The sequence below is a fragment of the Arsukibacterium ikkense genome (genome assembly GCF_000987775.1).
Lineage (GTDB): Bacteria > Pseudomonadota > Gammaproteobacteria > Enterobacterales > Alteromonadaceae > Alishewanella > Alishewanella ikkense.
The window spans coordinates 1-24,484 of sequence record NZ_LAHO01000011.1 but is presented as its reverse complement, the minus strand read 5'-3'; the positions used below and the strand labels follow the sequence as shown (position 1 = coordinate 24,484).

16 protein-coding genes are annotated in these 24,484 nt (G+C 50.5%); 11 read left to right on the top strand and 5 right to left on the bottom strand.

The window, feature by feature from the left end; all coding sequences use genetic code 11:
- Positions 1 to 294: 294 nt before the first annotated feature.
- The 5 genes from WG68_RS11690 (at position 295) to WG68_RS19115 (ending at position 4,774) form a co-directional block, all read left to right on the top strand.
- On the top strand, positions 295 to 2,721 hold the full coding sequence (locus tag WG68_RS11690) for an alpha/beta hydrolase family protein (RefSeq protein ID WP_046557881.1): 2,427 nt from the start codon (positions 295 to 297) through the stop codon (positions 2,719 to 2,721).
- A 282-nt stretch (positions 2,722 to 3,003) separates the two neighbouring features.
- Positions 3,004 to 3,435 (top strand): acetyltransferase, encoded by a 432-nt coding sequence (locus WG68_RS11685; protein ID WP_046557880.1) that lies wholly within the window; start codon positions 3,004 to 3,006, stop codon positions 3,433 to 3,435.
- Positions 3,436 to 3,539: 104 nt separating this feature from the next.
- Positions 3,540 to 3,728 (top strand): hypothetical protein, encoded by a 189-nt coding sequence (locus WG68_RS11680; RefSeq protein ID WP_200897588.1) that lies wholly within the window; start codon positions 3,540 to 3,542, stop codon positions 3,726 to 3,728.
- A gap of 47 nt (positions 3,729 to 3,775) precedes the next feature.
- Complete coding sequence (locus WG68_RS11675) at positions 3,776 to 4,180, top strand: hypothetical protein (RefSeq protein ID WP_046557879.1); 405 nt, start codon at positions 3,776 to 3,778, stop codon at positions 4,178 to 4,180.
- Between the two features lie 189 nt (positions 4,181 to 4,369).
- Positions 4,370 to 4,774: a hypothetical protein gene (locus WG68_RS19115; protein WP_152663085.1), complete on the top strand. Its 405-nt coding sequence runs from the start codon at positions 4,370 to 4,372 to the stop codon at positions 4,772 to 4,774.
- A gap of 69 nt (positions 4,775 to 4,843) precedes the next feature.
- On the opposite strand, the gene WG68_RS11665 is transcribed toward WG68_RS19115, so the two are convergent.
- Entirely contained in the window at positions 4,844 to 5,530 is a 687-nt protein-coding gene (locus tag WG68_RS11665) for an outer membrane beta-barrel protein (protein ID WP_046557878.1), read from the bottom strand.
- Between the two features lie 276 nt (positions 5,531 to 5,806).
- Between WG68_RS11665 and WG68_RS11660 the strand changes: the two genes are divergently transcribed.
- The gene (locus WG68_RS11660) at positions 5,807 to 6,586 is read left to right on the top strand and encodes a substrate-binding periplasmic protein (protein ID WP_083981873.1); all 780 of its coding nucleotides are present in this window, start codon (positions 5,807 to 5,809) and stop codon (positions 6,584 to 6,586) included.
- A gap of 61 nt (positions 6,587 to 6,647) precedes the next feature.
- On the opposite strand, the gene malQ is transcribed toward WG68_RS11660, so the two are convergent.
- Together malQ and WG68_RS11650 are read right to left on the bottom strand one after the other, a co-directional pair.
- Positions 6,648 to 8,792 carry a 4-alpha-glucanotransferase gene (gene malQ, locus WG68_RS11655; RefSeq protein WP_046557877.1) on the bottom strand — a complete coding sequence of 715 codons (2,145 nt, stop codon included), beginning with the start codon at positions 8,790 to 8,792 and terminating at the stop codon, positions 6,648 to 6,650.
- Positions 8,779 to 9,225: a helix-turn-helix transcriptional regulator gene (locus tag WG68_RS11650; protein ID WP_046557989.1), complete on the bottom strand. Its 447-nt coding sequence runs from the start codon at positions 9,223 to 9,225 to the stop codon at positions 8,779 to 8,781. The genes malQ and WG68_RS11650 overlap by 14 nt, the downstream gene beginning before the upstream one ends.
- Before the next feature lie 438 nt (positions 9,226 to 9,663).
- Here WG68_RS11650 and WG68_RS11645 point away from each other — a divergent pair, with 438 nt between their 5' ends.
- The 3 genes from WG68_RS11645 to WG68_RS11635 all read left to right on the top strand — a co-directional run bounded on the left by WG68_RS11645 (position 9,664) and on the right by WG68_RS11635 (position 14,609).
- Positions 9,664 to 12,513, top strand: coding sequence for a TonB-dependent receptor (locus WG68_RS11645; RefSeq protein ID WP_046557876.1), 2,850 nt, complete (start codon positions 9,664 to 9,666; stop codon positions 12,511 to 12,513).
- Positions 12,514 to 12,631: 118 nt separating this feature from the next.
- On the top strand, positions 12,632 to 14,122 hold the full coding sequence (locus tag WG68_RS11640) for a tryptophan halogenase family protein (RefSeq protein WP_046557988.1): 1,491 nt from the start codon (positions 12,632 to 12,634) through the stop codon (positions 14,120 to 14,122).
- Between the two features lie 238 nt (positions 14,123 to 14,360).
- Positions 14,361 to 14,609, top strand: a complete 249-nt coding sequence (locus WG68_RS11635; protein ID WP_046557875.1) for a YdcH family protein — start codon at positions 14,361 to 14,363, stop codon at positions 14,607 to 14,609.
- 85 nt (positions 14,610 to 14,694) lie between these two features.
- Here the strand turns inward: WG68_RS11635 and WG68_RS11630 are convergent, their stop codons facing one another.
- On the bottom strand, positions 14,695 to 16,122 hold the full coding sequence (locus WG68_RS11630) for a hypothetical protein (protein ID WP_046557874.1): 1,428 nt from the start codon (positions 16,120 to 16,122) through the stop codon (positions 14,695 to 14,697).
- 288 nt (positions 16,123 to 16,410) lie between these two features.
- Here WG68_RS11630 and WG68_RS11625 point away from each other — a divergent pair, with 288 nt between their 5' ends.
- Together WG68_RS11625 and WG68_RS11620 are read left to right on the top strand one after the other, a co-directional pair.
- The gene (locus WG68_RS11625) at positions 16,411 to 19,257 is read left to right on the top strand and encodes a TonB-dependent receptor (protein ID WP_046557873.1); all 2,847 of its coding nucleotides are present in this window, start codon (positions 16,411 to 16,413) and stop codon (positions 19,255 to 19,257) included.
- Positions 19,258 to 19,330: 73 nt separating this feature from the next.
- The gene (locus WG68_RS11620) at positions 19,331 to 23,305 is read left to right on the top strand and encodes an alpha-1,6-glucosidase domain-containing protein (RefSeq protein WP_046557872.1); all 3,975 of its coding nucleotides are present in this window, start codon (positions 19,331 to 19,333) and stop codon (positions 23,303 to 23,305) included.
- A gap of 43 nt (positions 23,306 to 23,348) precedes the next feature.
- Here the strand turns inward: WG68_RS11620 and WG68_RS11615 are convergent, their stop codons facing one another.
- On the bottom strand, positions 23,349 to 24,371 hold the full coding sequence (locus WG68_RS11615; protein ID WP_046557871.1) for a tetratricopeptide repeat protein: 1,023 nt from the start codon (positions 24,369 to 24,371) through the stop codon (positions 23,349 to 23,351).
- Positions 24,372 to 24,484: the final 113 nt, after the last annotated feature.

The window sequence follows — 24,484 nt, the reverse complement described above, 5'->3', positions numbered from 1 at the left end:
ATAATAAAAAATGTTTCTGAGTGTCGGCTACTTGCAGCCAGGTAACTATCATAGCGCTGTTAAAAGCGTGTCTGCTGTAAGCTCGGTTGAGCAATAAGGTTAAGCTAAGGCTGCTTGGTGTGGCTAATGTACGAATTCGCAGCTGAACGGAGACTTAACTGTTACAGGAACAAAATTAAGATTTGCAAATTTATCTGAACCTTACCGTACAAAATCGGGATGTGGTCGCTTAACTGCTGCCGGCTGGTAGTGGCTATGTTACAACTGAAGTATTGCTAAAATAAGGATGAAACCATGCAAAAAACACTGTTGCTGGCTGCCAGTTTATGGCTGAGCCTGCTCTCTTTTAGCCTGCTGGCTACGGCTGTTGATACCGGCTACCGCGAACCTGCCAGCGAAATCACCGCCATTGTTGATGCAGCGCCCACCCCCAGTGCCAGTTTAAGCCCTGACGGCTTAATGTTGTTAAGTCTGCAGTTTCCGGCCTTGCCCAGCTTGGCTGATTTAGCGGCGCCGGAACACCGCCTGGCCGGGGTGCGTTTAAACCCGGCGAATAACGGCCCCAGCCAGCCGCGTTATATTGCCGGGGTTACTCTTATTGATATCGCCAGTGGTGACAGCCGCGCGATTAAAGGCCTGCCGGCAAACTTGAAAGTGATTGCTGCAGAATGGTCACCTAACAGCCGCTATATTGCCGTGGTACAACTGGATGATAACCAAAGCAGCTTATGGCGGATTGATACCAAAAATGCTACCGCCAAGCGCTGGGGCAAGCTGCAACCCAATGCCATTCAGGGTGCGCGGCTGGAATGGGCTGCTAACAATGAAGAGCTGTACCTGCTGGCCGTTGCTGCCAGACGTGGTGCCGCACCGGTAGCGACTAAAGTGCCGGCCGGGCCGGTGGTTACCGAAGCGCGTGGTCGTACTGCGCCGGCACGTACCTATCAGGATTTATTAAAAGATCAGCATGACGAAGCGCTGTTCAGCCACTATTTCAGCAGCCAGCTGCTGAAAATCAGCCTGAAAAATAAAATCACTAACATTGGCAAGCCAGCGTTAATTCGCAGCTTTAGTTTGTCCCCTGACAACCAGCATATTCTGGTAAACCGGATTGAACCGCCGTTTTCTTATGCAGTACCGCTATTCCGTTTTGCCAACAGCACCGAAGTATGGAACCTGCGCGGTGAAGTAAGTTACACCGTGGCTAACCAGCCGGTAGCCGACAACCTGCCAATCGCCTTTGATGCGGTGGTAACCGGGCCGCGCAGTGTTAGCTGGCGCAGCGATGCCCCGGCTACTTTGCACTGGGCGCAGGCAGCTGATGGCGGCGACCCGAAAAACCCGGCTGAGGTGCGCGATCAACTGTGGCAACTGGCGGCACCTTTTAACGCTGAACCGGTAAAATTACTGGATATGGCGTTTCGGTTTCGCAATCTGTTGGCGGCCAATGCCAGTACGGCACTGGTGTATGAAGGCTGGTGGCAGGATCGGCAGGAAAAAGTCTGGCTGGTTAGCCCCGATGGCAGTGCCGAACCGCGTTTGCTTTGGCAGCGCTCTACCGAAGACCGCTATGCCGATCCGGGCCGGCCATTAATGACCACCGCCGCCAATGGCCAGCGCTTATTGCGCGTAGAGCAAGGGCAGCTGTATCTTACGGCGGTAGGTGCGTCCGAAGAGGGTAACCGGCCCTTTATCGACAAGTTCGAACTGGCCACTGGCAATACTGAACGCTTGTGGCGCTCAGCCGCCCCGTACTATGAATACCCTATTACGCTGCTACCCAGCGGCAAATTGCTGACTCAGCGCGAAGCACCCACCGAGCCGGCCGATTTTTACCTGCGCGATCTGCAAAGCGGTGAGTTAACCGCCTTAACCAACACGCCACACCCGATGCCGCATACCTTGGGGATCAGCCGCGAGCTGATAAACTACCAGCGTGGCGATGGCGTGCCGATGTCGGCCAACCTGATTTTACCCTCAGGCTATGATGCTAAACGCGATGGCCCTTTGCCAACGGTGATCTGGGCTTACCCGCGCGAGTTTCGCAATGCCGCGGCCGCCGGCCAGGTAGCTGATTCGCCGTACCGCTTTAACCGGGTAAGTTACTGGACCCCGCAATTTCTGGCCACCCAGGGTTATGCAGTACTGGACAACGCGACCATGCCAATTGTTGGCGAAGGTGAAGTGGAGCCAAACGATAACTTTATTGCCCAGCTGGTACTCAATGCCGAAGCCGCTATAGCAGCCGGGGTAAGCCGTGGTGTAACCGACCCACAGCGCGTAGCCATTGGCGGCCACTCGTATGGTGCCTTTATGACCGCTAATCTGCTGGCGCATACCAACTTATTTCAAGCTGGTATTGCCAGAAGCGGCGCTTATAACCGCAGCTTAACGCCTTTTGGTTTTCAGAGTGAGCAACGTACGCTGTGGGATGATCCGGATTTGTACCTGGCCATGTCGCCGTTTTTCCATGCCAATAAACTAAAAACGCCTTTACTGCTAATCCACGGCAGTGACGACAACAACTCCGGCACCTTCCCGATGCAAAGCGAGCGCCTGTACCAGGCTGTAAAAGGCCATGGTGGTACTACCCGCTTAGTGATGCTGCCACTGGAATCGCACGGCTACCGCGCCCGCGAATCAGTATTGCATATGCTATGGGAAACCCAGAGCTGGCTGGATGAGTTTGTAAAAAACGCCACGCCAGCTGTGGCGCCATAACGCTAGTTAACGATTTACAACCATCAACCAAAGGGCTGCAACTGCAGCCCTTTTTACTGCAGTAGCCGCCATATAATGGTGATATGTTGTTACCACGTAAATTGCCAGCATAAACCCCGCTTTTACCGTAACGTACCAGAAACCACACCAAAAATATGTTGATACACTGATAGTTATTGGATAACGTCAATTGATTTACAAAAGGTGGAGTGTAGTTTACACAGCGTAAGAGGGTGGAAGTTACAAATTATTAAGCTGTTAAATTTTCAATCGGGCGTAGTGATGAATATTGAGATCGTAGAAAAAGCAGATCACCTTAAGCTGATAGAAATCTGGGAGGCATCGGTCAGAGCAACCCACGACTTTTTAGCTGAAGATGATCTGCAGGAGTTAAAGCCGTTAATTCTGGAACAGTACTTTGACGCTGTTGATTTAAGGTGCGCTAAAAACGGCAACGGTGAAATACAGGGATTTTGTGGCGTCCATGACGGTAATATTGAAATGTTATTCATCTCACCTGATGCCCGCGGAAAAGGCATTGGTGCCATGTTAGCAGCTAATGCTATCAAAGTGCAGGGCGCATCAAAGGTCGATGTAAACGAACAGAATGGACAGGCACTAGGTTTTTACCAGTATATTGGCTTTAAAGTGACTGGCCGCTCACCAGTCGATGGTCAGGGTAAGCCTTATCCACTTTTGCATATGGCGCTATAAAAATTTATCAAAGCCAGGCACGGCGACGTCTTTTTCGTTGCGGCTTCGCCTTCACTACAAAGCCGCGCTTGCTGGTGGCGTTAGGCAAAAAAAGGAGTAAGTAGATGGATCAATTTAAAAATTGGGTAGTCGCCGTCATTCTGGGTGTTGCCCTAGCTTATTCGTCAATAGCTATTATTGGTATTGGTGCTGCCGTAGCCATACCTGCTGACATTCTAAAATCTGTTGCACAAGTATCGGGCTTGCTTGCGTATACTCTGGTCGACTTGTTCACTATCGCAGTACCGCAATAAGTTGCTCGCATCTGTGGCGGGCCTTAAACGTCTCTAGGAGAGTAGATATGACTAAAGGAATACTAACCCACCTATCTGCAATAGCATTTGGCGCTGTTGCTACTTTTGGATTGCTCCAATTAGGGGGAAAAGAGAAAGTCTCGAGAACGGGACAAGAAACCTATGCTCACATTTATGAAGTATCAAAGGTCCTGGCAGAGTTGGTTGCTCTGAACCCTAATGATTCTAATGCGATGGAGTTAGTTCTTAGCAGCGGACAAGCCGTAAAGGTTGAACTAAATCGGTTGGAAGCGGCCCCCGCGCAGGCGACTCGCCAAGATTTGGCATATTTCTCAGTCATTGTCGACGGTGAAGGCGGAATAATCGACTCAAACGGAACGATGGTGATCGGTAACGTCCTTGTCGGGCTTGTAGATGCAGAGCTCTATCATGATCACTTGGCTTCTAAGTAACAAGACGTTTCAAAGCCGTCTGAATAGACGGCCAATAAGTTGCCCGAGATTAACGGCAGCGTTATAAGTTGCTTAAAGATGATGTATAACAAGGCAACATGGTATATGTTCATTATCGGGCCAAAAGTCTGGTAAACACTACCGCGATAAGCGGAACAGTTAAAACCACATAGCTAAAGAGACTAAGAAATGCTTAAATTATTCGCTTGTATATTACTTTGTTTATTAATAGCCAGTTGCTCTTTAAACTCTTCAAACTCCTCACATCAGCTGACCGGTCAGGTTCGCGCGGCAACTTCATCCTCAGCAGTGGTTGTTTATAACGAAGCACCAGCTCAATTTACTGAAATAGCAATTGTGTCAGCCCGGAGTATTGGTTCGACAGTTGCTGGCAAGCAATCAAAACAGGATGAAGTGATAAATGCATTAATATCCGAAGCGGCTGCGCTTGGTGCTAATGGTGTTGTGTTAACTAAGTTTGAGGAAGAAGCGGTAAAAGAACGCGTGTCCTCATTTGATGGTGTACAGTCAAGTGTTCGGGATGTGATAAAGTATTATCATAACGCACAAGGTTTAGCGGTGTTTGTTGACTAAACCGCCTCAGGTAACACTGGCTCAGTGGGCACTAATGAGCGCTGAGCCAGTGGTTGAATAAATTTATCTTTAGAAGTGGTAACGCGCACCCAGGCTGAATTGCGTGGTGTTTTCATCCAGCAGCCTGCCGTAACTTAAGTCGGCTCTCAGCGCAAAGTTTGGGGTGAAATTGTACTGGGCGCCTGCGCCTAAACCATACTGGCTTTTGTCGTCCAGATTGGCATTCAGGTATTCATAGTAAGCCCGGCCCGTTAGCTCTACGTTGTTGTTGATATTAGAGCGAACTACCGTTTCAACTTTAACAGATTCATTTGAACTGCTGTCGCTGTAGCTATCAGAGAAAGACAGCTGATTATTAATAAAAGCCTGGAAACTGCTTCTCACACCTACACGATAGCTGCCTATATAGCCGGCAAAGCTGATATTGGTAATATCGCTGATCGGCATAACGTAACCAGTACCAAAATAATATCGGTCTAACGTTAGCTTAAGTGACATGTCTACCCGTTCATTGTTAAAACTTTCAGTATAAGACTCACTGTCAGTAAAACGCTGCCATTCTGTGGCGATAAACCAGTTGTTATTAAACTGCCAGGCGCCTGCTGCCCCAAAACCGGTATCTGAAAAGCTTTCGTCTCCAGACTGTGAGATATGCTCTATTGAACCCTGCAGGTAACGATAACTTGGTGCAGTGTTGGCTTGTACGGCGGTGCAACTGAATACTGCAGCGACTAACGCAATTTTTTTAAACAGCATAAAACATCCTATTTTATTAAGTGATTGGAGCTTAGCGAGCGCTTCGCGGTTGTGTTTATAACTGAAACAAAAGGGTGGGTAAATGGATTTATGCAAACAATGTGTAACAAAATAATCTAAAAGTGCGGCTTTGTTTGTACGGCGTTGCTGCGCCATTGCTGTTATCAGCGTACATGGTGGACAGGCACATCGGACTTCAACAGAAAAATTTTGTATATATATATTATGCTATGCTTTAACGACGCTTATAATTTTTCAAAATAAGGTCATGTCATAATGCGAATGCGTTGGCTAAGCGGTGTGCTACTTTGGCTTACAATATGTTGTTATGCGGTGGCACAACAAGATATTCGGCCAGAGCTGGAATGGTGTTTAGATCACTTACCTGACCGGCATAATTACCCTGAAACCGGTATGCCATTTGGGCCAACGGTGGATTTTATGCAAGAGGTAGCAAGACGCGCAGGAGTAAAACTGAGGTACAGCCCTAACACCCCATTTGCCCGCTGTTTAAGGCTGATGGAGCAAGGTAAAACTGATGTAATGATCCGCCTGAACTCCAGCCCCGAGCGGGAGCGCTTTATGTTTATGATCCCCGTTGATTATGCCCGCTCAGAAGTATTGCTATTGCGAAAAGACAGCCCGGATATCGAATCGGTGGCCGGGCTGACGCAGCTAAACCTGATCCTTATTCGCGGCTACACCTACAATGCCGAAACTATTAAAATGCTGACCACGCACCGAAACACCATTATGATGGACTCGCAGGATTCCGGCCTGGAATTGTTACTCAGAGGTCGTGGCGATGCCTTAATTAGTACTGCAGAAATAGCCCGTAACAGGATTAGAAGCAACCCGTCATACCACGGCCAGTTTAAGTTCGCCAGTGTCTCCTTCGAACTTACCGAGCCGCGCTTTGTGCATTTAGGCCTCTCCAGAGCCAGCCCACATGCGAATCTGCAGCAGCGTTTAGCCGATGCTGTTCAATCAATGATTGCCGAAGGGCTGATTAATGAATATTTTCATCAACTGCCATCAGGCCCAATCCAACTATGATAAGTGGTAAGGCTTACTCAGCCTCTTTACCAATCGTTAGCTGTCAAAACTAACGCATTATTTAGTTGTTGCGGCGTTGCTGCGCCATGGCTGTTATCAGTGCGCGCACGTCGCTCTGCGTTAGCAGCTGTTCAAACTCCAGCGGCAATTTACGCCGCCAGTTCGGGTACTCGGTGCTGGTGCCGGGAATATTGACCGGCGTTGCAACCAGTAATAAGTCTTCCAGCTGATAAGCCATTAAGCGGGCCGGGGTGGCCGCCAGATACAGGTGACTGTTTTGCACCAGCTGCTGCACATTGCCCGGTTCCAGTTGCAGCTGGTTGCACAGCAGTTGTTTTTCGTCTTTACGCAGCTGCTCCAGGCTGGCGGCTATATGCGCGCTGGGGAACAGATCCAGCTGGTGGCGCAGCGCCAGATCGTGTTCGTGCCAGAAGCCGACTAAGGTTGGCATATCGTGGGTTGTTACCGTGGCCAATGCCAGTGCCGGATAGGTTTGTTCGCGGTGCTGATAACTGCCGTGCTTTTGCTCCAGCATAAAAACCCGGTACGACAATACCTGATATTTGGCCATCAGTTCACTGATCGCTACCGGTACCGTACCTAAGTCTTCGCCAATAACCACACAGTGATTACGCTGGCTTTCCAGCGCCATAATGGCGAATAAATCTTCGGCCGGCATGCTGATATAGCCGCCGGCGGTGGCATCGGCACCCGGCGGGCAGCACCATAAGCGCAGCAGTGCCATCACATGGTCCAGCCGCAAGGCGCCGGCATAACGCATATTGGCCCGGATCAGCTGAATAAACGGCTGGTAGGCTTTTTGGCGCAGGGTGTGCGGGTTATAGGCCAGCAGCCCCCAGTTCTGGCCTTTGGGTGCCATAATATCGGGTGGCGCGCCGACGCTTAGCTGCATCAGGAAATCTTCCGGGGCGGCCCAGCTTTCGGCGCTGTTGCTGTTTGCACCCACCGCCACATCGCAGTACAGGCCAATGGCCATACCCTGGCGCTGACATTCTGCTTTTACCTCGGCCAGCTGTTGCTGGGCCAGCCATTGCAAATACAGTTGCTGCGCAATGGCATCGCTGTGTTCAGCGGCAAATTGCTGCACCGCGTCGCTGTGCGGGTTTTGGTACTCCGCCGGGAAGTTCTGCCAGCAGGCCATCTGCATATCCTGTTTAAACAGCACGGCCTGTAATACCTGATACCTGGCCAGTTGCAACAGGCTGGGGTCGCTTTGCCCGACAAACTGCTGAAATTGTTGTGCCCGTGCGCTGTTACTGGCCAGATGCTGCTGTTTAAAATGCTGATATAACAGCTCAGCCATGTCTGCTTTCAGGCTGCTTACTGCAGGGTAATCGACATCGGCGGTGGCGCGACAACGCTGCAAGCGGCTTTGAAATGGCTGGCTGTGCAGTAACTGTTGGGCTTGTGCACATTCGGCAAATTCCGGGCTATGCTCCAGCGCGACATACAGGGTATTGAGCCATAACCGGCTGTTTGGGCTGTAGGGGCTGCAATCCTGTGGCAGGCCAGGATACAAAGCATGCAGCGGGTTCAAGCCAATAAAATCGTTACCCAGTTCGGCTAGCGGCGCCACTATGTTTTTTAAATCGGCAAAGTCACCAATACCCCAGTTACGGCTGGAGCGCAGCGCATACAGTTGAATGGCCGGGCCCATGGTTTTATGCAGGGTAGCCTGGTCCTGTAATTGAAAGCAGCGGCCCGGGGTAACGATCAGGTGTTGCTGATACTGTTGCTGGCCATCTGACAAGGTCAGTTGGTGGTAGCCTTGTTCCAGCGCCACATCCAGGCTGAGCTTAAATGCCAGATACTCGGTATCGGCCAGCTGCTGGCGGTCGATGATATCACGGGTGGCAACCTGTTGCTCACCGCTGAAAGTTTGCTGCTGCTCGGTAACAATTTGCCATTGCCAATGGCTGCAGGCAACCGCGGCGGCTTGTTGCAGGCGCACAGTAACGGTGGCCTCTGCGGCCAATACCTGCACCGGCGCAATAACCTCGTGCCACGGCTGTTGTTGCAGCCGGGCAGTTTGCTGCGCTATGGCTTTGCTGCTGCTTAAGTCGTAACCCATTGCTGCCAGAATAGCTTGCTGATCGGCCAGCGCGATATGCTCGGTGTGGCCCTGGGCGTGCACATAGCTGTCTTGCAGCCCCGCTAATGCAGCAAGTTGCTTAATTGGTTCCATACATCACCTGTCGGCTGGCCAGGGTATTACCTGGGTAAGGTCGGCTAATTATTGTGCTGCTGCGCTGGCGATACACCCCTGGCGAGCAACCTTGCCAGCTTTTAAATGCTTTTTGAAAACTACTTTGCTCTTCAAAACCCAACTGGGTAGCAATTTGCTGAATACTAAACGTTTTTTCTTGTAAATATTGCTGGGCCAACCGGTGCCTGCATTCACTTACCAACAGGCGAAAGCTGGTATTTTTGCCTTGCAAAAAGCGTTGTAACGAGCGGCTGCTCATGTGCAATGCTTTGGCTGTCATACTTAAGCGAGGTACCTGCGGCAATTGCTGGTAAATCTGCTGGCGTAACAGCATCAGCGGCGTATTAAGGCTGTGGTCGTTACGGTTATTTACCGCGTGGTAGTGCAGTAAATTGAAAGTGCCGATTGTCATTTGCATTGCTCCAAGAGGCAGCAAAGCAAAATCCCAGGCTTTGCCCAAAGCTGCCGTTAGTTGGTGCAAGCATAAAGCAACGTTGGTCCATATTTAAACATGCTGCATACGTATGCAGCGAAAATAGCCAGAAATGAGCTGAAAAAAAAGCGGCTGATCAGGCTGCTAAATGGCCGGCGCAGCCACAAAGCCGGCTTAGCTGGCCAGCATTCAAAGCCGATGGCAGTGGGCGCACCGCAATTGTGCGCCAAGTAGCCGCTTTGCCCCGGCATTGTGCATAAAGCCGCTTATGAATACGTATTCATGTTGAGCTTAGGCCCGAATAAGTTTAATAAATGACCATAGTAAAAGTTGGTTGGTAAGCTTTCATCGTCGTATCGTTACAAGCACGGTGAGAATTACGGCCTGAAAATAACAACCTCACCGGGGATAAGGGTAATGAAAAACTTTAAATTAAATATGCTGACTGTCGCGCTGATTGCAGCCGGCGCCAGCTCAGCTGCAGTGGCCCAGCAAAGCGCTGAAGCCGCCGAACAGGCTAAAGAAGATGCTATCGAAGTGATTGCCGTTACCGGCTATCGGGGCAGTTTGCAACGCGCCCAGGCGATTAAAATGAGTGAAAGCTCGGTAGTAGAAGTACTATCGGCTGAAGACATTGGTAAATTGCCTGACACCAGTATCGCCGAATCGTTGGCGCGTTTACCCGGCCTGGCCGGTGAGCGTCGTAATGGCCGCACCAGCGGTTTATCGGTGCGCGGTTTTAACGAAAACTACGTGGGTACCTCATTAAATGGCCGTGAGCTGTTGGGTATGGGAGATAACCGCGGCGTAGAATACGATTTATATCCATCAGAAATTGTCTCAACCGCAGTCGTGTATAAAACACCGGATGCAACCGTGTTGGCACAGGGCATTGGTGGCACCATCGACTTACAAACCATCCGGCCACTCACAGCCGAATCTACCCTGACCTTTAACGCTAACTTTGAGCAAAATGATTATTCGTCAGGCAACCCTGATTTCGATAACAAGGGCCATCGTTTTTCGATTAACTTTGTCGACAAATTTTTAAACGACACAGTCGGCGTTGCGCTGGTAGTGTCATCAATGGAAACGCCACGCCAGGAGCAGCAATTCCGTGGTTGGGGTTATGCTGACGTCAACTTGAATCGCGATGCTAACGGCAATTTTGAAAACCCACGCCGGGCAACCGATACGGTAGCGGTACCTGCAGGCACAGTAGTGCTGGGTGGTCATGACTCCTTTACCCGCTCCGCCATGCTCGAGCGTGATTCATTCGCGGCTATTATCGAATTTATGCCAAGCGATAAACTTACCGTTAAGTTTGACGCCTTATATATCGACTTTGTTGAAAACGACATTCGTCGCGGCCTGGAAGAAGGTGGCGCTGAGTGGGGTACTGGCGCTTACACCATTACCGGTGTCGAAAATGGCCTGGTTACCTCGGGTTACTATGATGGTTTTCATTCGGTAGTGCGTAACGATGCCCGCCGTCAGGAAGCCGATTTGCTGACTTTTGGTTTAAACCTGGAGTATGAACTAAGCGACGACTGGAGCGCCCAACTGGATTTATCCAGCGGTAAAGTGGAAAAAACCATTACCGATGTTGAAAGTTACTCAGGTGTTGGCCGGGCCGGTATCGATGGCCGGCCGTTGGCAGCCCGCAGCTGGACCATGACGCCAACAGGCGTGATGTACAGCGACCACCCAAGCCTGCCGTCAGTTGACTATACCAATGCCAGCCTGATGCGCTTAGCCGGACCGCAAGGCTGGGGTGGAGCTCTTGGTGCAATTCCACAGTTTGCTGGCAGTACTAACGCGCAGGATGGCTTTGTTAACCAGCCTGAGTTTGAAGAAACACTGGATAGCATCCGGTTGCAACTAAATGGTTTTGTGAACTGGGGTATTATCACCGGCATTGAAACCGGCTTGGTATATCAGGAACGTTCAAAAACCAAAATTAACAACGGTGCCTTTTTAACCGCACCAAGCTGGCCGGGCGATGTAGCCATTCCTAACCCACTGGGTGTGGCCGATTTAAGCTTTATTGGTATTGCCGGGGTAACGGCGTATGACAGCTTAGGTTTATATAACAGTGGTTACTATATCGAAACCGATGCCGCGCTGCTGGAAAACGGCCGTTTTGGTGACACCTATAAAATTGATGAAAAACTGACCACTGCCTTTGCCAAGTTTGATTTAAATACTGAAGTGGCTGGCATGATGGTGCAGGGTAACTTTGGTCTGCAAGTGGTAAATGCCAAGCAAAGCGGTCAAGGTTTCAGTACCACCAGTAATGCTCAGGGCTTTACCGTGGCCACGCCAGTAAGTGATAGCGATAGCTACACCGATATTTTGCCTACCTTAAACCTCAGTGTTGAAGTGGCCGATCGCCAGTATGTGCGTACCGCCTTGTCAAAAGTGATTAGCCGGCCACGGATGGACGATATGCGGCCCAATGCCCAGGTAACCTTCCAGTTTAACGATGGCAATATCCTGAGCAATGATCCTGCTAATAGCCCATGGGGCGGCAGTGCCGGTAATACCAAGCTTAAACCACTGGAAGCAAACCAGTTTGATATAGCCTACGAGAATTATTACCACGACAACGGCTTTTTTGCCGCCAGCTTCTTCTTTAAAGATTTGAAAAACTGGCACCGCAATGAAACCGTGATTGCTGACTTCTCTGACGTGTATATTCCGGGCTTCCACCAGTCTTCAAATGAAACGGGTAACCTGCCTCCAGTGTTGTTTGTTGGCGGTTTATCACGGGTAACCGATGGCTTGCAGGGCTTTGTTCGTGGTTACGAGTTTCAGGCCAGTCTGCCTTTTGAAATTCTGCATCAATCGTTAGATGGTTTTGGTATTGTTGCCAGCGCCACCTTTATGGATGGTAAACTGGATGACGGTGGCCGGGTGCCGGGTTTATCCAATGAAATCTACACCTTAACTGCTTACTATGAGTACAAAGGCTTTGAGTTCCGGATTTCCGGCACCAAACGTGATGAGTTCTTAAGTGAAACCCGTGGCTTAAGTTTGTCACTGGCGACCATTGAAGACCGTGGGGCTGAACTGTGGGATGCGCAGATTGGTTATGACTTTAGCGAGTCGGGTATTGCAGCACTGGATGGCCTGCGGGTCACCTTCCAGGTGCAAAACATCACTGACGAGCCAACCTTAAGAACCAATGGCGCTGATGCCCGTCAGGTTACTGACTATCAGAGTTTTGGCCGGAACTTTATGTTAGGGTTAAACTACAAGTTCTGATAGCTCTGCCAGGCTCAGCTGGTTGCTTGAGCAACAGGCTGGCCTCTGGCAGTGCAGGTTTTCCCTGGTAAAAGCCCGGCCTGGTTTAAGGGCTGGGCTTTTTTTCGAGTACGAGATTATGAATAACGCAGTGAAAAAAGTCGTGGTGTTAGGTGGCGGTACCGCCGGTTGGATGGCAGCGGCTTTACTGAAAAAGGTATTGGCTGGCGCAATTGACATTGAACTGGTGGAGTCGGAAGACATTGGCACTGTGGGGGTGGGGGAAGCGACCATTCCGCCCATTCGCCTGTTTAACAATGTGATGGGTATTAATGAAGCTGAGTTTTTGCGCGAAACCAAAGCCACCATTAAACTGGCGATCAAATTTGATAACTGGCGGGTGCCAGGCGAAGGCTATTTCCATACTTTTGGCGCACCTGGCAAAAGCCTGGCGTTTTGTCACTTTCATCATTTATGGCTGCGGGCCCGCCAGCATGGTGATAAAACCGATTTATGGCAGTACGACTTAAACTACCTTTGCGCCATGGCGGGCAAATTTGCGCCGATTAACGCCAAAGACAGTATTCTGGAACTACCCTATGCCTACCATTTTGATGCTGGCCTCTACGCCCGCTATTTACGCAAGCTTAGCGAGCAAATGGGGGTAACCCGGCATGAGGGTAAGGTACAGCAGGTATTTCAACACCCGAATGGCGATATAAAATGTCTGGTGCTGGAAGATGGCCGTGAGCTGAGCGGCGATTTATTTATCGACTGCTCTGGTTTTCGTGGTTTGCTTATTCAGGACAAACTGAATGCAGGTTATGACGACTGGAGCCACTTTTTACCCTGCGATCGCGCTGTAGCGGTGCCGTCAGAGCGCTTTGAAAAAACCTTACCTTACACCCGCTCTATTGCTCACAGTGCGGGCTGGCAGTGGCGCATTCCGCTGCAACACCGCAATGGCAATGGCCTGGTGTACAGCAGCGCCCATTATAGCGATCAGCAGGCTGCCGACTTATTATTGACGAACCTGGATAGTAAAGCCGTGGCCGACCCTAAGTTTCTACGCTTTAAAACCGGCCGCCGCCGTCAGCAATGGCAGCGTAATGTGGTTGCGGTCGGCTTAAGCAGTGGCTTTTTAGAACCGCTGGAATCGACCAGTATTCACCTTATCCAGTCAGCCGTAGTAAGGCTTATTCAGCTGTTCCCGCACAACGGTATTTGCCAGAGTGCCATCAACGAATACAACAAGCAATCTCAGCTGGAATTTGAACAAATTCGTGATTTCCTGATTTTGCATTATCACGTTAATGAACGCAGCGACAGCCAGTTCTGGCGCGATATGCAGCAGCTAGCCATTCCGGACAGTTTGCGCCAGAAAATGGCAATTTTCGCCGACAACGGCCAGCTGTTTCGCGAGCAAAACGACTTATTTCTGGAAAGCTCCTGGCTGCAGGTGATGCTAGGCCAGGGCATTGAACCGAAAGACTACCATCCGATTGCCAGTAATTTCAGTATCGAAAAACTGCGCGAGATGCTGGCCAATATTCAGGCCATTAAGCAGGAGCCGCTAAGCAAGCTGCCTGATCATGATACTTATATTCAAACCATGATTAGCCGGGGTTAACCACCAAAGGACACTACTATGTTTTACGCCCGGAGTATGACATCGCTGCTGTCAGCGAGCTTAATCTTTACCCTATGACTAACCGGCTGTGCTGACATTGCCCGCCTGGGGTTATCGGGTGTACCTGGGGCGTTAAACCGGTAATTCGCCGAGGTCTGTTGATCTGGATCAGACCATGGGCACTGGCTATGTGTTAACGTAGTAGCACCACAAACACATACCGTTAGGGGTACTGTTAATGTTAAATGAGAAGCACGATTTAATTCATGAATTGCCAGAACACAAAGACGTGATTCATACATTGAAACTGGAAAATAATCATTTTGCCCGTTTATTTGATGAGTACCATGATATTGATCATGAAGTACGGCGTATTGAAACCGGTGTGGAAACAACGGCAGATGAACATCTGGAGCAACGTAAGAAGCAAAGATTACTGCTAAAAGACCAGCTGTTTGAGATGATTCAAAAACAACTAACTGCTTAATTTTCTTAAGCTTAATAAAAATCGCTGATAGCGTGCTGTCAGCGATTTTTTATTAGCGCGACATGAGGTGTTCCACGAGCGTCTTTCAGTTTTGCTTTAGCGTGGCGTTTTGCCACAAATTCTGGTGCGCCGGTTCATGAAAAAACTGCTCGGGCTGCCAGCAGCGGGGCAGTAGTTTGCGCAGGTAGCGCGCTTCGCCATCCTGGTATAAGGCGTTCAGTAAAGCTTTCAGGCGGTGTTCGGGCAGTACCTCCAGCCGTTGGCGGGCGACTTTAAAATACAGGTTGTAATCGGTTTGCAGGCTGATATCCAGCCCGGTGTTGCGATACTGCTGCTGGCGGCTGACCACCCGGCAATTGGGTTGCTCGGGTTTTTGCGGGTACAGGCCGTTGACTATGGCAAATTCGTAGCGGTCGAGCGGTTGCTGATCGCCGCCCAGCGGCGCGAATACCACGCCGTAGCCCTGCGGAAACAGGCCGGTGATCCGTAGCAGTTGATCGACCAGCAGGCCATTGTATTCATTGCGTTTGGCTCCCTCGCGCATCAGCAACGCGGCTTTGGGTAGCAAGGCGTAGTTAAACCGTTGCCGGCCCGGCAACACAATAGAGGTATACACCTGCGGTACTTTTAAGACGCTGCCAAACAAGGTTTTATCGCCAGGGTTTAATTGCAGCAGCTGGCTTAACCACTTTAGCCGTTGTTGCTGGGCGGCAAAGTAATGGTCGCGTTCGACTTTATCATTACCTTTATAGGGCGTTATGCCAAAACCCTGTTGCAGTAACGCCAGGCTGGCGTCGTTACTGACCTGCAGCAACTGCTGCCGCTCTTGCATACTGAGCGCCCGGCCCGGGTCGAACTGGGCCAGCTCGCCCTGAATAATGCTTGTTGCTTCAGGGTGCAATAAGCCAATATCCTGCAGCAACACTGCCATAACAATCGGCAGCTGCACATGCTGGCGGTATGGACAGTCATCTGGGGTAAGGCGGCTGCGCGCCTGATAATGGCCCTGCAGGGTGGGGTCGTGCAGCATGTGTTGCGCCAGTAAATGATCCAGTAAACGTAAGGTTAATACCGCCCGGTATAACGGTTTATAAGCAAATTGCACCAGTTCGCGCTGACGCTTAGCGGTAGGTACCATAATTTGCAGGCAACCGAGCAGCCGGGCACTAAACACCAGGGTTTCGTTGTTATTCTCGCCTTCAGATAGTTGTAACAATTGCTCTGCCAGCATTTGTAAATCAGCCCAGCGCTGTAAGCGGGCTTTTTCGTCCTGATACTGTAATTCACTGTAGCGCTGGCGGGCCTGCAGGCGTTCAGCCTGGCTGGCTGTTTGCAGCGTTTGCAACTGCTGCCAGTGTTGTTCGGCCTGATGCAGCGTTTTTTGCTGCTGACGATAATGCGCAAAAAACGTTTTACTGCGCTGAAAAAAGCAGTGTTCATCATTGGCATACAAGCTGGCCAGCAGGCGTTCCAGCCGGTACACCATCACCGAACTTTTGGCTGTTTTTTTCAACGAACGCTTTCCTTCTTATCTGATAGTTTGTTTAAGCCTGCAGCTATGTAACATAGCCTGAGTTAACCCTAATGAAAAGCCCTGCCCGTTTGCACCAGTTTGGGCGCATGCCGCCGTTTGCTGCGCTATTTTAGCGCTTGTGAATACGTATTCATATTGCCAGTTGCCCCAAATAGGTTAATAACTAACCGTAGAAAAATTATGGCTGCATTATTTCGTGCCCGAGTCGGATGGCCCGTATCGCATGGATGGCGCAACCAACAATAAAAACAAAACGGGGATGAAGGTATGAATAAGTTTAAGCTTAGTCTGCTTAGCCTTGCTGTCAGTGCAGCAGGGCTAAGTTCGTTGGCGGTTGCTCAGCAACAACCGCCAGCGGAACAGCCTGCTGCAGATGAGCAACAGGTTGAAGTGATCCAGGTAAAAGGCTTTGCCAGCAGCCTGTTTCGCTCACTGGACAGTAAACGCTTTGGCGATGTGGTGTCGGAAACCATCTCGGCCGACGATTTGGGTGCCTTGCCCGATGTGTCTATCGCCGATGCCTTAACCCGCTTACCGGGTATTTCTGCGGTACGTACCGGTGGCCAGGCCGCTGAGATTAACATTCGGGGGATGTCAGGTGGTTTTGTCTTTTCCACCCTGAATGGCCGCGAGCAGGTGTCGACCAGTGGTAAACGCAATATTGAATTTGATCAGTACCCGTCTGAGCTGATTAACTCTGCTGCCGTATATAAATCACCGAAGGCTTCGTTAATCGAAGGTGGTGTTGCAGGTACTGTTGAATTACACACCGGCAGTGTGCTGCAAAACGATAAAGATCACAGCTTTAACGTTAACGTGCGCGGTATGTTTAACGACCGGGCCAACGAAGTGCCCGACGGCGAAGACACCGGCCATCGCCTGAGCTTTTCTTACCAGGGTAAGTTTTTAGACAATACCCTGGGCCTGGCGCTGGGCTATGCCCGCTTGTATCAGCCCAGTGTTGCCACCCAGTTTATTGGTTTAGCTTACAACGGCCAGAAAGATGTTACCGGCAATGGCCAGAATGAATTTATCAGCGAAGGCTTTGAAATTCAGCATTTAGGCGGCGAAGAAACCCGTAATGGTTACCTGGGTTCGCTGGAATGGCAGCCACACGATGCCTTTAGCCTGAAAGGCGACGTGTTTATTTCCAAGTTTGACCGTGAATCTTTTGCCCGCGGTTTTCGGGTAAAGTTTGGCGGCGAGCAGGCCAATTATGCCAACCCGGTATTAAATAACGCCTCGGTTATTGGCGGCAATGTCAGCCGCTCGCGCCAGAGCTTTACCCGGGTGGAATTGGTAAACGATGACAACCGTGATTACGATGAAGTACACAGCTATGGCATCAAGGCTGATTGGGATATTAACGATCGTACCAACCTGGTATTTGATGTGTCGCATTCCCGTGCCAGCAGTGATTTCAGAAACGGCTTATTGTGGGCGCTGGTCGCAGAAGATGCCACCGTGGCCAATCCGGTATTTGATAACAATGTTTCAATCAGTTATTTGCTAAATGGTTTAAACCTGCCAAGTATTGGTTTTAACCAGGCTGAAGCCTTTAGCGATATTGATCGGGTGATGGTCAGCAAATACGGTATTTACCCTTTTGTGAATACCGATGAAGTAAATGCCGTGCGGCTGGATTTAAGCTTTGACTTAGATTTGCCACTGCTGCGTTCGGTTGAAGTGGGCGCTCGCTATTCAGAACGCAAATACACCAATGACCGTTCAGTATTTGAATATGGCAGTGATGGCAGTTTTTTAAATTCACAACCGCCACTACGCTTAACGGCCGATATGGCCAAAGTGGTGAATTTTAAAGGCGATTTTTCGAACTATCCCAGTTATCTGGCAATTGATTTAGATAAAGCGCTCAATGCCTGGTTCCCGCAGGGCATCCCGCAGCCGGTGCAAACCTGGGGCGCTGGTAACCCGGGGGTGATTAACGGCGACCCGAATGCCTCGGCGAACACCAGCTGGTCGGTATTGCAAAGCGGTGAGGTATACGAAGACGTGCTGGCAGCCTATGTGATGGCTAACCTGGATACCGAAATTTTCGATTTGCCACTGCGCGGTAATGTTGGCGTGCGGCGGGTGACTACCGATCAGTCGGCCACCGATTTAACCGATGTCGGCGGTGACCCACTGCGCGGTGCGCAGAATATTGTGGATGAAGCCGGCCTGGTGAATAACCAGTATGCGCCTGGCATTCTAGGTGAAAAATACACGCATTATCTGCCTAGCCTGAACCTGAGTTTAAGTCTGACTGATGAAACCATCTTGCGCTTTGCCGCGGCTAAAGTGATTTCGCGGCCGCCGATTAACCGGCTGGCATCGAATACCTCCATTAGCATCAGCGACGATGGTGAAGTGAATGGTTCCAGCTCCAACAGCCCGTTCCTGCGGCCGTTTGAAGCGAACCAGTTTGATCTGTCGTACGAGTATTATTTTGGTAGCGGTGCTGCGGTAGCGGCGCTGTTCTACAAAGATATTAAATCCTTTATCAACGATTTTACCATTCAGGGTTTTGACTTCCGTGGCGCCGGCTTTGCGGTGCCTGACGTGATTATCAATGAAGATGGCGTGCCGCGTACCACCTTCGATGGTGCGTTCTCAACTGCCGTTAATAACGATCAGGGTGGCTATATTCGCGGTATCGAGCTGGCTTATACCCAGGTGTTTAATTTCCTGCCGGATCTGTGGTCGGGCCTTGGCATGCAGCTGAGCTACTCCTATACCGAGAGTGAAGTGCAGCTGATTAATAATCTGGGTGGTGAATCTATCGAAACCACCTTTGAAGGCCTGTCGAAAAATGTGGTTAACGCCACCCTGTTCTGGGAATACCAAGGGATAGATACCCGGATTAACGCCCGTTATCGCTCACCGTTTGTATCGTCGCAGGTGGGCATTGATGAGCAGATTACTAATTTTGACAGTGAGCTGGTGTTGGACTTCCAGTTTGGTTATCAGTTTAACGATAACCTGAAGTTATTGTTCCAGGTGAATAACCTGACCGACGAACCCACCAAAAGCTACTTTGGCCAGCCGGCGCAAACCGGCACCTTGCAGTTTTTCGGCCGGCAGTATTTTGTCGGTGCGGTGTACTCGTTTTAACCCAGCATAGCGCTGCAACACCGGCGGTGCCGGGCTGCGGCGAGGAAAAGAATAACACTGGAGTAACTGAATAATGTTTAACCCAACAAAAATGCTCAGAATGAGCGCGCTGGCATTAACTGCCGGTCTGTTATACGGCTGTGGTGATTCCACCAGCCCGGGTGAGGTACTGCTAACCTGTAGCGTGCCGCAAATACCAAACAGTGCTGGCACAGCCTGTATTGATCCGCCGCCGTTTTCCTGCCCTACCGGCCAGTTTCCGAATGACACCAACGACGGTTGCCGGGTAGGTAAAGACCCCGATGCGCCGCAACCTGTGGTGTTTGCCGGCCCGGATCAGGCCGTGCTGTTTTACAAGCGGCCACAAGATGGTGCTTATACCGGTTACCGCTTGCATACCTGGAATAACGAAAACTGCGATGCCTATCAGCCTTCCTCTATTGCGCCATCCTGGGATAACGGTCTGGTGCATAACGGCGTGGATCCGAATTATGGTGCTTACTGGATCTTAAATTTAAAGCCCGGTTATGCCGGTACTGAAGATGCCTGCGGTAACTTTATTATCCATATTGGTACTGATGACGCCGGTAAAGACCCCGGCCCGGATATGCAAATGCCGTTATCGCAGGATGACCCGGATTTTGCCCGGATGAACTGGGTATTCTCTGGCAATAGCAGTGTGTTTGAATTCCCGATTGTGTCGCTGGGGGTCAGTATTCAGGGTGCCGCCGGCCACTGGCTTGATACCAATACCTTTATCTGGAATGCCGGCCTGGCAAATACTGTGCCTGTGGTAAAACTGTTTTATTCAACCGATGCCAGCCTGGTTGTTAATAACGATGATCAGCTGATTGGCAGCAGCATGGAGCTGACGCCTGTTGAGCTAAACGATATGCAGCGCACGCTGGTACCGCATATGGCCAATGCCGCAGCCTTTAGTGCCGACTTTACCGCTGGTGAAGCGAAAGCTATGGCGAAAAACCAGCTGGCACTGGCCGCCTACAGCAGCGACGGCGAGTTGGTTGGCGCTACTTATGTGCAGGTTGCCAAAGTACTGGACGATTTATATGCCAGCGGCGATGACAGCGCCTTAGACGCCACACTGGGTATTCATTATGAAGGCGGCAATATCACCGCTGCGGTATGGGGCCCTACTGCCCGCAGCATGACCTTAAAAGTGTACAACAGCGATAAAACCTTAGCCGCCAGCCAGCCGATGAGCCTGGACCAGCAAACCGGGGTTTGGTCGTACACCGGTGCCAGCAGTGCATTAGACCGCAAATTCTACCGGTATGAAGTGACAGTTTATCACCCGTTAACCCGCGCGGTTGAAACCATTGAAAGTACCGACCCTTATTCGTTGAGTGTGTCTACCAATGGTGCTTACAGCCAGTTTGTTAACCTGGGCGATGCCGACCTGGCGCCAGAGGGCTGGAGCGAGCGGACGGTGCCGGTGGTAGCTACGCCGGAAGATATTGTGATTTACGAAGGCCATGTGCGCGATTTCAGCGTGCGCGATATGAGTACCAGTGCGGCCAATCGCGGCAAGTATCTGGCCTTTACCGAGATGGAGTCACTGCCGGTACAGCATTTGAAAAAGCTGGCGGACAATGGTTTAACCCATTTTCACGTATTACCGTTAAACGATCAGGCCAATATTGAAGAGCGTGCCAACCGGCGCATTAACTTAACGGATACCGTTGCCCAACTGTGTGCGTTAAATGCCACAGCGCCGGTATGCGGTGTGGAAAATGCCAATGCAACCTTGCAATCGTTACTGGAAGGCTACCTGCCATACAGTGATGATGCTCAGGCGCTGGTAGAATCGATGCGCCGGATTGACGGTTTTAACTGGGGTTACGATCCGCATCACTTTATTGCGGTAGAAGGCAGCTACGCCTCAAACCCGGAAGGCGAAGTGCGGATTAAAGAAGTACGCGCCATGGTCAAAGCGTTAAACGATATTGGCCTGCGGGTGGCACTGGACGTAGTGTACAACCACACCAGCAGCTCGGGCCTGTTTAATAACTCGGTATTCGATAAATTGGTACCGGGCTATTATCACCGTTATAACGAAACCACCGGTAATATTGAACGCTCTACCTGCTGCGAAAACACCGCTACCGAGCATAAAATGTTCGATAAGTTTATTAAAGAATCGTTAGTGATTTTAGCCCGCGACTTTGGCTTTAATGACTTCCGCTTCGACATCATGGGCCACCACCCGAAAGAAAACCTGTTAGCCGCGCGCGACGCGGTAAGGGCGGTTGACCCCAACACTTACTTCTACGGTGAAGGTTGGAACTTTGGCGAAGTAGCCAATAACCGCTTATTTACCCAGGCCAAGCAACAGGATATGGCGGGCACTGAGTTCGGTAGCTTTAACGACCGTATTCGTGAGGGCGTGCGCAGCGCTGCCATTTTCAGCGGCGTTAATAACGACGGCAATCTGGCCGAGCAGGATATTATCCGTATCAGTTTAGCGGGTACCTTAAAAAACTATGTGCTGAAAAATTACCGTGATATCACCGGCCCGGCATCCAGTGCAAACTGGAATGGCCAGGCGGCGGGCTATGCTGAAGATCCGGCTGATGTGATTAACTATGTATCGAAGCATGACAACGAAACGCTGTGGGATATTTTACAAGCACGCTTACCCACTACCTTCAGTGCCAGCGAGCGGGTGCGGGCGCAGAACATGTCTATTGCCATTCCATTGATGAGCCAGGGCATTCCATTTTTGCAAATGGGCGGCGATTTCCTGCGCTCCAAGTCAATGGACCGTGACAGCTATGATTCAGGCGACTGGTTTAACTTTGTTGATTTCAGCATGCAAAGCAACAACTGGGCGGTGGGTTTACCGCTGGCCGAAAAAAACCGCACTGCCTGGGACAGTATTGCGACCTTATTTTTAAACCCGAATACCCGGGTTAGCAGTAACGACATTATGTTTGCTTCTGATGTGTTTAGCGAGTTTCTGGCCATTCGCAGCAGCAGCCCTTTGTTCCGTCTGACCACTGGCCAGGCTGTAATGGACCGGGTAGGTTTTCACAATATCGGCAGCAACCAGACCCAGGGCGTTATTGTGATGTCAATTGACGACGGCACTGGCCTGGCTGATCTTGATCCGATGCATGACGCCTTAGTTGTAATGATTAACGGTACGGCGCAAGAGCGGTCGCACACTGTACCGACCGCTGCCGGCTTTGATTTGCACCCTATACAGCAGGCCTCGGTAGATAATATGGTGAGCATGGCCAGCTTTACTGCCGGTACAGACGAAGGCACCTTTACTGTGCCAGCATATAGCATGGCCGTGTTTGTTAAAGCCCAGCAGGGGCAGCAAGGTGCCGGTTTAGCGGCCGATGCCACGCTGGGCGCGCCTGATATTCCGCCCTATGCAGCAACTGACGTCTTTGTGCGCGGCGGTATGAATGGTTGGGGTGTGGTTGATGCATTTGAGTATGCTGGTGCCGGCATTTACAGCGCTACCTTAAATATCAACGCGGGCAGCTATGAGTTTAAAGTGGCATCAAGTGACTGGGCAGCAGTAAACCTGGGGGCAGGTGCAGCCGGTAATCAGGTATTGGTTAACACTCCCATCGTGATTGAACCCAGCAACGACAACCTGCGGATTGATATTGCCAACAGCTCTTCCTATGTGTTCACCCTGAATGCCGTTAACCCGGCGGCGCCAACCCTGACAGTGCGCGAGTATGTGCCTTATGGTGCTACTACCGTGTTCCTGCGTGGTGGCATGAATGGCTGGGGTGAAGTGGACGCCTTTGCGTATCTGGGCGCAAACCTGTACAGCGTGGATATCAGTATCAGCGCCGGCAGTTATGAGTTTAAAGTCGCATCCAGCGACTGGGCTACCGTAAATATGGGCGCTGGTGCCGACGGGGCCACGGTAACCGAAGGTAATCCGTTGCGAATAGAAGCCAGTAACGACAATCTGAATATGACATTCGCCGACGACGCGGTATATAACTTCCTGTTAGATGCCACGTTAACCGAAACGCCAGAGCTAACAATAACCAAGCAATAAACTGTTAGAAGCGATAAAAAGCTGCAGCTTGTCTGCAGCTTTTTTATGCATCATGCTGTGGCCATTCACACAGTATCACGTTGTCAAACCATGAACGGTTGAAGGCTTTGCGTACAACCGGCTCAGGAAGTTTAATGTTAACCTGTAGTGGTGGCGCCAGATGCTGGTGAACCAACGTTTTCACTTTATTGTCTTCCAGTTGCTGGTAGGCCTCGTTTAGTTGCTGGCGAGTTTGCTCAGTAATGGTTTGTCCTTGCAATTGCTCAAACCGGGTATGCAACCAAAACAGCAATGCTTGTTTAGCCTGATTCGGGAAGTTTATGGTCAGCCTGGCAGTAGGGCTGTACAGGCGTTGAAAATTTGTTAAATCGCCCTGCAGCAAAAAAACAAACAAGAGGTTGACCCCGGCAGAGATTTGTCCTGCACGCAGACTCAAAGACTGGTAATGTGCCAAAGCTGCACGAAAATGTGGTTCTGCAAGTTCTATGTTAGCTTCGTCAAGTGCAAGTAAGCCAAGATTATTTTCGGTCATCGCCAAGACATTGATCTGCTCAGACTGCTCTGCCAGCAGCCGGGCTCTGGCAAATAATGCACGGGCTTTTTCGGTTTCGTCTAACTCTCTGGCCACCAAAGCCATGCTGTTGCTCAGCGTCTGACGTTGTCGGTCAGTCTTGGCGTATTTGTTAGAGCACTCAAAACTGTGCAGCGCATCATCTAAGTAATTATTGCGCCTGAGCCAAATGCCAAGAGCGCTGGTTATTGGCGTAAGTTGTTGCTGAAAGTATGGATGCAGATGATATTCAAAAATGGCGTCTAACGTCTGGATCAACAGCTCCATCTGATTGGTTGGCACTGCTGCTCTGAGTATTAAAACATTCCGCCGGATAAATGTATCAAGCGGCAGCGCTGCTGGCTCCGTGATGCTTTCCAGTAGCATAAGTGTGCGCGCTGGGTTCACTGTCAGATAATCTTCCGCTTCATCTAATGTTGCAGCTATATCGGCGACAGAATAAAACGAGGACAGCGTTGCTGTCAGTGACCAAATTAGCACGCCACACTTTAACATGGCTAAACCTGCTGCTAGCGTTCCAGATTATTACTATAGAGGCTGAATGCCGATTTTTCAAAACCGAACAGAAACATGGACAGGCACAACAACACTCCTTAATGACAATCTTC

What these genes read in the sequence shown, in the direction of transcription:
- WG68_RS11690 (WP_046557881.1), top strand. Translation starts at nt 295, where the DNA reads ATGCAAAAAACACTGTTGCTGGCTGCCAGTTTATGGCTGAGCCTGCTC.
- WG68_RS11685 (WP_046557880.1), top strand. Translation starts at nt 3,004, where the DNA reads ATGAATATTGAGATCGTAGAAAAAGCAGATCACCTTAAGCTGATAGAA.
- WG68_RS11680 (WP_200897588.1), top strand. Translation starts at nt 3,540, where the DNA reads ATGGATCAATTTAAAAATTGGGTAGTCGCCGTCATTCTGGGTGTTGCC.
- WG68_RS11675 (WP_046557879.1), top strand. Translation starts at nt 3,776, where the DNA reads ATGACTAAAGGAATACTAACCCACCTATCTGCAATAGCATTTGGCGCT.
- WG68_RS19115 (WP_152663085.1), top strand. Translation starts at nt 4,370, where the DNA reads ATGCTTAAATTATTCGCTTGTATATTACTTTGTTTATTAATAGCCAGT.
- WG68_RS11665 (WP_046557878.1), bottom strand. Translation starts at nt 5,530, where the DNA reads ATGCTGTTTAAAAAAATTGCGTTAGTCGCTGCAGTATTCAGTTGCACC.
- WG68_RS11660 (WP_083981873.1), top strand. Translation starts at nt 5,807, where the DNA reads ATGCGAATGCGTTGGCTAAGCGGTGTGCTACTTTGGCTTACAATATGT.
- malQ (WP_046557877.1), bottom strand. Translation starts at nt 8,792, where the DNA reads ATGGAACCAATTAAGCAACTTGCTGCATTAGCGGGGCTGCAAGACAGC.
- WG68_RS11650 (WP_046557989.1), bottom strand. Translation starts at nt 9,225, where the DNA reads ATGACAATCGGCACTTTCAATTTACTGCACTACCACGCGGTAAATAAC.
- WG68_RS11645 (WP_046557876.1), top strand. Translation starts at nt 9,664, where the DNA reads ATGAAAAACTTTAAATTAAATATGCTGACTGTCGCGCTGATTGCAGCC.
- WG68_RS11640 (WP_046557988.1), top strand. Translation starts at nt 12,632, where the DNA reads ATGAATAACGCAGTGAAAAAAGTCGTGGTGTTAGGTGGCGGTACCGCC.
- WG68_RS11635 (WP_046557875.1), top strand. Translation starts at nt 14,361, where the DNA reads ATGTTAAATGAGAAGCACGATTTAATTCATGAATTGCCAGAACACAAA.
- WG68_RS11625 (WP_046557873.1), top strand. Translation starts at nt 16,411, where the DNA reads ATGAATAAGTTTAAGCTTAGTCTGCTTAGCCTTGCTGTCAGTGCAGCA.
- WG68_RS11620 (WP_046557872.1), top strand. Translation starts at nt 19,331, where the DNA reads ATGTTTAACCCAACAAAAATGCTCAGAATGAGCGCGCTGGCATTAACT.
- WG68_RS11615 (WP_046557871.1), bottom strand. Translation starts at nt 24,371, where the DNA reads ATGTTAAAGTGTGGCGTGCTAATTTGGTCACTGACAGCAACGCTGTCC.